The sequence below is a fragment of the Aquimarina aggregata genome (assembly GCF_001632745.1).
GTDB classification, from domain to species: domain Bacteria; phylum Bacteroidota; class Bacteroidia; order Flavobacteriales; family Flavobacteriaceae; genus Aquimarina; species Aquimarina aggregata.
In genome coordinates this window covers 22,533-31,258 of record NZ_LQRT01000017.1, presented here as the reverse complement: position 1 = coordinate 31,258, position 8,726 = coordinate 22,533, and the positions used below count along the sequence as shown (strand labels likewise).

The window sequence follows — 8,726 nt, the reverse complement described above, 5'->3', positions numbered from 1 at the left end:
ACTAATACGGGTTAGAGCCTTAATACTAGATCGCTCGAAAGTTCACTCCGTTCTTTTAAATTTTACAACTTAATTTAACCATAAAATATATAAATGCTAATCTAAAGGATCGCTCGGATATGCTAGCGCGGAAATGTTTTCCGTGTTTGAGTTTGAGTAAGAAATATATGAAAGAAATCAGTTACAGCGATGTAGCTGGTTTTTATACGTTTCACTGTCACTAGAGTGATCGTTACCACTATGTCTGTGACTAGTGGCGGTAATGAGTGAGTGGTATGAGTAAGAAAATACTAATTAATAGGCAGCCATCTAGAGATAGGTGGTTGTTTTGTTTTATGATGGTGTAGTACTATATGAAGGACTAGTTATAGACTAATAGCAGTAGAGACTTGCATTTTAAATATTAGAAAAAACCCCTTAAAAATTCTTTTAAGAGGTTTTGTTTAATTTCAAATATTGATAAAGGTTCGTCGTAATAATGGATTAACGACGAAAAACTAAGTCAGTTTTTGATGATTTTGATCGTTTTAAATTCATCATCTAGTTTTATTTTGGCTAGATAAATTCCAGCAGGTAAAGGTATATTTTTTTTGTTCTTTCCATTCCAAAAGTAACCATATACATTTTGGGCCTTTTGTATAGATCTCAGTTTTTTCAGTTGTTTACCTTGCATATTAAAAATCGTAACAGATGTTTTAGTGGGGTTATTGGTTGTAATGTCTATATCTATACCTTTACCTTTACTAGAAAATGGATTAGGGTATAACCCTTTAAAGGTAGACATGCTTCTAATTTCTGTTTTGAATCTATTAAAAGTATTCTGAAATGTATAATAAGCAAGAGGAGTTCCAGATTTAGGTAATGTACCTACTGTATTCCATGAGTTATTTTCAATATCTAATCCAATTCCTATAATATTTTGAAGATTGGAGAGTGTAGTTTTAGCAATTTTAAGTTCTATTATACTACCATTTTTAACTGCAGAAATTGAAGAAGAATCTTTTAAATCCCAACTCCAGTTATTTCCACCTCCCGTGTATTGATATAATTTTCCGTTTTCTATACTATAATCGCTACCTTCTGGAGACCAAAGCCCATTTTGATAACCTGTCGTTGTATTATTATCCGTATTAAGAAAAAATATATAGTTGGTATTTATTGAACCTTGCGCCAAAAGATAAATATAATTTTCATCATCATATGCTTTTAATGATGTTAGACCTCCCGTACCGTTTATTGAAATAGATTCTACATTACTCCATTCACTATTGTTGCCATCAATAGTAATTTGTGTCTCATTAGTATTGTTTTTTACTAACACATTACTAAAAGTTGCAGTGCATATAGCTTGTTCATTATGACTGGTTATTGCTAAGCCTATATAGATATCATCAGCCATATTAATATCATCTTCGCCTACTTTTATCCAATCCGTTCCATTTATAGAGTGATATGCTGTTAAAGTTGCATCGGATCTTATTAGTTTAAGCCATACAGGAGTGCTACCAGCAATTCCAGTATGGGTTGAAGAGCTGTTGGATAATGTTCTCCTCTGAAAAGCGATACCTTCAGAATAACTTGCTGCCAACATAGCATGTTTAGATTCTGGATTTAAAGTTTCTCTAATCATAACACCAGCTTTGGCCCAATTATTAGTGTTGCTAATAGCGTTAATTTTAGCTATAATTTCTCCATTTCCGCTTAGTGATTGATATATATAATGAAATTGATCTGAATTATTCCATATATCAGCACCCGCTCCTTTTATAGTAAAGACACCATTTGCATAAGAAGCGTTTCCTGAAATAGTAGGATTACCTATGTCACTGTTGTTCCAAGGCTCAGGAAGAGAAACCTGAACTGGTTTTGTGGTCAACTTTAATACATTGCTATATTCAGAAAACCCAACATCATTATAAGCTCTAGCTCTATAATAATAGGTTGTATTTGGATTTAGATTATCATCCTGATAAGAAGTTGCATCCATGTCTACTGTGCCAATCTGCTTGAAATTAGAATTTGCGGTTAATGATCTTTCTATTCGATATCCGGATTCGTTATTCGCATTATCAGTCCAGTTTATTAAAAGGCTATTAGCAGTATTTGAAATTCCTATAAGATTTGAAGGAGGTAAAGGTAGTGTAGAAGTAGTTGTTGAAAATTCATATGCTCCTATATCTACCGGACCTACAGTTCTATTTTCTCCATTAAAATCAGTTGGTCCCATCAAAGGGATACCGTTAGGATACAGATTCTGCCAAAATGAACTTCCCCAGTTTGATATATCACCTTCCCGTGATCCATTATTTATAGATTGTGAATCCGAATTTAAGCTAAAATCAAAATTGGCAACATTCTTAAATTTTGGGTTGGCAACTATAGGACTACCAGGTAAATTATTTTGTCCACTAGTAGAATTACCCCACCACAAATTTTTCTTAAATGTAATATTACCGTTGCCATCCTTGTTTATACCTTCATAGTTTTCTCCAACACTGTAGGATCCAAAAATAATATTATTCGCTATTATAGTGTTTTGCACTCTATTTTGAAATGTGATTTCGGTTCCCCAACCGATATCATTCTTGTAAAAGGTATTATTTATGATATATATATTATTGGCACTACCGGTTCCATTTGAAGAATACCCTCCCATGGCTACGCCTACTTGAGTGTTTTGATATATCACATTATTAGACATAATTATATTTTCTGTTTGTTCTCCATTGTGTTCGCTTGCAAACTCAAATCCTAAATCGTTGCCTTTAGAAATATTCCGGTCAAAAATAATATTGGTCCCACCATCTACATAAAAGCCTCCGGCACTTTTGTCTTTATTATACCAAGGATTGTTACCAGAACTATTGTTTTCAGCAATATTTTGTTTTACCAGTCCATTACGTGCTCTATCCGTATCATTTATACATTCTTCACACTCCTTTTCGTAGCCTATGAAATCAAATCCTATATTATTGTTATTATGTACATAATTGCCTTGTACAATAAAAGAGGATACATTACCATTTAATACAAAGGCTTCACTACTTTGAAGTATATTATTATATACCTCGTTATCTTGAAAGACTACATTTTTGATTCCTCCTATTGTATTACCAAAAACACCAATACCATGTGCTCCTACCGGACAAGGATCTTGGCAAATGCTTAAATGTTTAATGTCATGTATTTTGTTTTGAATAATGTCAATATTAAAACAGGTACCAGTAATAAAGATTCCTATAGGTGTTTGGCCGCTATTCGAAGTTTGAAAATCTCTAACTTCAAAACCAATAATTTTTATATTATTAGAATCTTCTATGGTAATAAGTCCTTGTCTTCCAGAAGGTGATAACCCGGTACCAGATATAACGGCATTATTGCCTGATGCTTTAAGTGTTATATAAGAATTTGTGTTGTTTGAATTTGATTTTTCTTTAAACGTGATTTTTTCATTGTAGATTCCGTCAGCTACAAGGATAGTGTTTCCTGGGTTAGCATTATCAATGGCTTTTTGTAGGGTTCGAAGGGCAGTATTAAGAGAAGAGCCGCTATTATTATCATTACCAGATTTGGATACATAAATGCTCTGAGCATGTGATGCTTGCGCTATAAAAAATATGGAGTATACAAAATAGTAAAAAATTTTTTTCATTTTGATTTGTTTTTTCATTTTGATGTTATTGGTTAAGTTTAAAAATTATGAGATTTATCTCTTTCAAAGATTATGACGAATGAAGTATCTTAAAATAGAGTGTTTAGAGTAAGTATTTATTCTACAATGTGATTATTACTTTTAATTTTCATCGGTGTAGATTAGAAAGATAGGTAGTTCATTTTTTAGGGCTAAGGTTGTTTAGGAAAGCGCAATAAAAATATTTTAAAGTACATTTTGATGTTTTAAAAGTTAATCTATTGTGAATAAAATCCAAAAAACATCTGAATTAATTATAGTACTACGGTTAAGGATTTATTAAGCCTAATACTTTAAAAAAAAATAAGATGATGACTTTTATTATCGATGAGTTTTAAATAATAATATGTGTTCTTGGAGTAATAATTTGTATGTATTGATATTAATTAATCTTCTATAACTTTTTTAGAATATTTAATATAAGGAGTAAAGGTCTTTAGAGGACCTGCTACCACTAGAGTGATCGTTACCATTATGTTTATGACAAGTGGCGGTGATAAGTGAGTGGTATGAGTAAGAAAATACTAATTAATAAGCAGACCAGATAGCGGGTAAATGGTTTCTGTGTTACGTAAGTTTCACTAGCCAGAGACTTGCTCAGATCGCTCGGATATGCTAGCGCGGAAATGTTTTCCGTGCTTGAGTATGAGTGAGAAATAAAAGAAAGAAACCGGTTACAGCGATGTAGCTGGTTTTTTCATATGTTGTTATAGTCTCTTATATCATTAGCCAGAGACTTGCTCCGACTAGAGAATAATTACTTAAGAATAGTTTATTTAAGTCATTTGGATTTTATTATATTTATTTGATAATCCTTAAAAGATAAGACAATGTTAGAAAAATTTGCAGCATTCAAAATTAAGAATACAAGATCTATTTACGGTGGTACAAATGGTGATGGTGATCCAGTAGAAAACGTAAGCCTTAGTTATAGTAAAATTGAAGTCGCTACATCTAAGAAAAAATCCAATTAAAATATAATCCAAACCTCGATGACTAGTCGTAGACTAGTGATAGGTATAGGTTAGGAAAAAATACAACAGCTATAGGTTTTTTACATATGGCTGTTTTTTTATGATAGTACGGCCAGATAACTCAGATTTGTAATCTGTTGCGATATAATAACTGTTTCACTTGCTCGGATTATAAATCCGAGCACTCTCTTTTTTTAAATTGTATGTGCTAGGTTTATTGATAGAACTTGCCTAAAAACCTGTAAAAAATTGTCTGTCAAAATATCACGAACCTAAGGATACTAAAAAACAATGATTTTAAATTTTAAAAGGAGTAGAGTTTAGTTATATTTGCGGCAAATTAAACAAAAATACATGATGTCAATATCTGATTTATTTGATAGTGGATTTCAGAAGCGAAATCAGGATCATTTTGCTGCAATTGTTAGAGTAGCAATGAGTGATGGTGTAATTACAGATGAAGAGAGGGCCTTTTTAGATAGACTAGCGCGTAGACTAGATATATCTGAAAATGATTATAAAGAAATTCTTAAGGATTATAATACACATCCTATAAACCCACCTACAAGCTATGACGTGCGATTAGAGCGTTTATTTGATCTTGCCAGAATGGTATATGCAGATAATATAAAAGGTGATGAACAAGTCATATTATTAGAAAAATTAAGTATCGGATTAGGATTTAATGCTGATAATGCTAAATATGTTGTGGATAAAGCCTTAAAACTTGTTGATGGCGGTGTCGATATAGATACATTTATAGACGAAATCAAGAATATGAACAGATAATTTCTGTTTTTTAATCATAAAAACAAAAGCTGCCTACTCGGCAGCTTTTTTTGCTATTTGTTTTGTGATTTTATAGAGTAATTCTTCTTGCTCAAAAGGTTTGGCAATAAAATCATCCATACCAGATCGTATGCATTTATCCCTTGCATTGTTATCTGCCTTGCCCGAGAATCCAATGATAGGTACTTCAGAAATAAATTTGTCACCATAATTATTTCTAATCATCTGTGTGGTTTGGAAACCATCAAGTTTAGAGATGGTAAGATCCATTAAGATTAAATCATATTTACGACGTTCGATATACTTAATCGCGTGCTCCCCATTAATTGCAATATCTACAAAGTAGGTGCTTTGGGCAATAAGTATTTTCATGACTAGATACTGTGTGATCTCTTCGTCTTCTACGAGTAGTATCCTAAATTTATTTTTGCTTTTAGGTAAGCTATATTTTTTCTTCTTTCTTTCTATTGTTGTGTTTTTGGTAACCTCAAATTTAAAAGGAAGCTTAAGATTAAAAATGGTTCCTATATCAGGTACGCTTTCTACTTTTATTTCTCCGTTTAGTAGGTCCACCAAATTTTTAACGATGGCTAAACCGAGACCTGTTCCTGTGATTTGCTTATCATGATTAAAACGTGTAAATCGTTCAAAAAGATGAGGTACATTTTCTTCATGAATGCCAATACCAGTATCTTCAATTCTAAAGCTAAGACTTAGCTTATTGGTGCGCTGATAGTTTTTACTAACGGTAAACTTAATTTTACCTTCTTCAGTAAACTTAAAAGCATTATTAATAAGGTTATTTAAGATTTGATATACTCGTGTTCTGTCACCAATTACATATTCTTGAATACTAGATTCTATTTCAGTTTCAAAAAGTATCCCTTTCTCTTGTGCAACTTTAGCATAGGTTTCGTTAAATCCATCGATTAAATCCTGAAATGCAAAACGCTCCTCTACAATTTTTAGTTTACCGGATTCTATTTTAGAGATATCAACCATATCATCTATAAGTGCATTTAGATGTAGGCTTTCTCGTTTTATGATGCGTGAGAGTTCTTCTTGTTCAAAATTTAATTGCGTTTTTTCTAAAACCTCTACAAACCCAAGAATACTGGTTAATGGTGTTCTGATTTCGTGATTAATATTCGCAATAAAACTATTTTTAAATTCTTCTTTTTCTATTAAATATTTATTCTTTAGTTCTAACTCTCTACCTATTAAAATAGACTCATTTCTTTGCTGTGCTATTCGGTTTAAATCACGGTATTTATTGGTATAGTCATAAAGAAAGATCGTAATGTGTTTAGCATCTGGCTGTATGGTAAGATCACAAATGCGAGCAGCATTTACATCTTCTATATGAATACATGGAAAGTTTAATTCTTGTTTGCGATCGAAACCATTAGCCTCGTCAAACGTTTTTAAGATTTCAAAAAAAGGATGGGCATCGTAAATTGATGCTCCTTTTGACCAGTTGAAGAGCGTAGTATCAGTTTCTTGAATACTGCCATCATATGCAACCTTAGTAACTTGTACCTGCGGATTAAATTGATACGTTTCTATCTGATTGTTCATACTATCCTGCCTTATTTTGCTAATTCTGATGCTAAATCAGAAAAGAAATCTTGTACATTCTTATTCATTTTTGCACTGGTTAGGCAGTCAAACGGAATGTTTTGTTCTTTTAACTGAGCTTTAATTTCTTTTTCATTAACCAAATCCAATTTATTACCGATGGCTTTAGCAGTAACGTTTTTATAATTTTTTGTAAGATATTCTAAATCTTGATTTAGATTTTTATACGTATCCTCGCGTGTTAAATCAAACACATAAATAAAAGCATGCGATCCTAATAGATATGATTTTCGGGTGTCTTCTACTGTATTAGAGTGTCCTTCTGTATCCCATAGAATCATTGATAATTCTCTACCATCAGGTAGTGTAATCATTTTCTTTTTAATTTGAACGCCAAGTGTAACTTTATATTCTTCTGAAAATTCGTTATCTATTATACGCCTAAAAAGAGACGTTTTTCCAACGCCAAAATGTCCTAAGATTACTACTTTTTTAGACAATGTCATCTGCAAAATGTTTTTTTAATTTTTGGGTAAAAAGCGCGCTGTTTTTTAATTCTTTATTAGAGATATTATGTTGCGCAAAATCTAAAATTTGATCTTCTAATACTTCTTTAAACATCATACTATATGCGCCAGAAATTACTGCTGCCACATAATATGAGTAAAAGTTTTGTATATGTATCGTATATAATTCATATTCTATAAGTTCTAAGTCCTGATCTCCTCCTTCAAAAGCATCTTCTACAAAACTTTTAATAGCTGTAAGCATACCAGCAACCATTTCTTTGTCAATTGTACCATCCGACAAAGGGCTGTAATCTGCGAGCAATATACCGGAGTTTTTTTCAATAACAAACATTTGCATTAATCTTGGTTTTGCATAATCAGAAAGAATAAGATCTCCTTCGGTAATACCTTGTGCTTTAGCTCTTGTTTTGCGAAACCAGTTTTTAAATGAGAATGCGGCTTTGGTTTTTCTGTTGATATTTTCACTTAGCAATCGCATTTCGTGAGCAATATATTTTTTAATCATCTTACCAATGATTGGGAATAATGCTTCTACAACTGCGTCTTGAGAATTTTTAATCTCTTCTTTTAAGGCCTCGGTAATCGTTGGTCCTAGTGTTTTTGGAATTTCTTCGACAAATTGCTCTAATTTATCATCAATAATAGGATCAACCTTGTGCGAAAGTTCCTGTTTTTGATGTACTATTTTACTAAGTTCTTCGACTTTTTCGGCAATAGAATCGGCAAACTCTTTTTCTTCGGTAAGAAGAAGCTTTTTAAGTATTTCGAGTTTGTCCTGATCTTCCATAATGTTAGGATAGCAGCATTACTTTTGGCTAATTTTTTCGCCCAAAGTGATCAGTAGATTCCCTAATGTATTTTTATCTACTTTTTTAGTGTCAAGCATCTCTACTTTATCTGCCAGATTATCTTCTAATTCTGTAATTCTAATATTAATATCAGTACTTAAATTATCAATCGCCTGATTTAATTCTTTTCTGGTTTCATCTATAAAATCTTCAAGTTCTTTCTTTTTTGAAGAAATATCTTTTTTTACATTATCAAACTCAGAATTATATGCGGCAATATTTTCTCCAAAAATAAGGTTTTTGATCGCTTCAATTTTTGATGAAGGATCGTTTAGTTTTTCTTCTTGGACAGCTTTATTTTCCTTGGCCATTTTAG

General features: G+C 31.9%; 7 protein-coding genes. 2 read left to right on the top strand and 5 right to left on the bottom strand.

The genetic code is table 11. The annotated features are described in order from the left end of the window. Nucleotides 1-502: 502 nt before the first annotated feature. On the bottom strand, nt 503-3,652 hold the full coding sequence (locus AWE51_RS15135) for a fibronectin type III domain-containing protein (protein ID WP_198403833.1): 3,150 nt from the start codon (nt 3,650-3,652) through the stop codon (nt 503-505). Nucleotides 3,653-4,521: 869 nt separating this feature from the next. Between AWE51_RS15135 and AWE51_RS26535 the strand changes: the two genes are divergently transcribed. Beyond that, a complete protein-coding gene (locus AWE51_RS26535) occupies nt 4,522-4,665 on the top strand; it encodes a hypothetical protein (protein ID WP_157766114.1) in 144 nt (47 codons plus the stop codon). Between the two features lie 357 nt (nt 4,666-5,022). Further along, nucleotides 5,023-5,454 carry a tellurite resistance TerB family protein gene (locus AWE51_RS15130; RefSeq protein ID WP_066314925.1) on the top strand — a complete coding sequence of 144 codons (432 nt, stop codon included), beginning with the start codon at nt 5,023-5,025 and terminating at the stop codon, nt 5,452-5,454. A 33-nt stretch (nt 5,455-5,487) separates the two neighbouring features. Here the strand turns inward: AWE51_RS15130 and AWE51_RS15125 are convergent, their stop codons facing one another. Genes AWE51_RS15125 through AWE51_RS15110 form a run of 4 tightly spaced genes read right to left on the bottom strand, consistent with a single transcriptional unit; the run spans nt 5,488 to nt 8,721 of the window. Continuing rightward, nucleotides 5,488-7,032 (bottom strand): ATP-binding response regulator, encoded by a 1,545-nt coding sequence (locus AWE51_RS15125; protein WP_066314922.1) that lies wholly within the window; start codon nt 7,030-7,032, stop codon nt 5,488-5,490. An 11-nt stretch (nt 7,033-7,043) separates the two neighbouring features. After that, a complete protein-coding gene (locus AWE51_RS15120; protein WP_066314920.1) occupies nt 7,044-7,538 on the bottom strand; it encodes a Rab family GTPase in 495 nt (164 codons plus the stop codon). Further along, on the bottom strand, nt 7,525-8,349 hold the full coding sequence (locus tag AWE51_RS15115) for a cell envelope biogenesis protein OmpA (protein WP_066314919.1): 825 nt from the start codon (nt 8,347-8,349) through the stop codon (nt 7,525-7,527). Before AWE51_RS15115 ends, AWE51_RS15120 begins: the two co-directional genes overlap by 14 nt. Nucleotides 8,350-8,367: 18 nt before the next feature. After that, nucleotides 8,368-8,721: a fructose 1,6-bisphosphatase gene (locus AWE51_RS15110; protein WP_066314918.1), complete on the bottom strand. Its 354-nt coding sequence runs from the start codon at nt 8,719-8,721 to the stop codon at nt 8,368-8,370. Nucleotides 8,722-8,726 lie beyond the last annotated feature (5 nt).

Bases quoted from the DNA above. Each gene is read 5' to 3' on its own strand.
- AWE51_RS15110 (WP_066314918.1), bottom strand. From the start codon at position 8,721: ATGGCCAAGGAAAATAAAGCTGTCCAAGAAGAAAAACTAAACGATCCT.
- AWE51_RS26535 (WP_157766114.1), top strand. From the start codon at position 4,522: ATGTTAGAAAAATTTGCAGCATTCAAAATTAAGAATACAAGATCTATT.
- AWE51_RS15125 (WP_066314922.1), bottom strand. From the start codon at position 7,032: ATGAACAATCAGATAGAAACGTATCAATTTAATCCGCAGGTACAAGTT.
- AWE51_RS15135 (WP_198403833.1), bottom strand. From the start codon at position 3,652: ATGAAAAAAATTTTTTACTATTTTGTATACTCCATATTTTTTATAGCG.
- AWE51_RS15130 (WP_066314925.1), top strand. From the start codon at position 5,023: ATGTCAATATCTGATTTATTTGATAGTGGATTTCAGAAGCGAAATCAG.
- AWE51_RS15120 (WP_066314920.1), bottom strand. From the start codon at position 7,538: ATGACATTGTCTAAAAAAGTAGTAATCTTAGGACATTTTGGCGTTGGA.
- AWE51_RS15115 (WP_066314919.1), bottom strand. From the start codon at position 8,349: ATGGAAGATCAGGACAAACTCGAAATACTTAAAAAGCTTCTTCTTACC.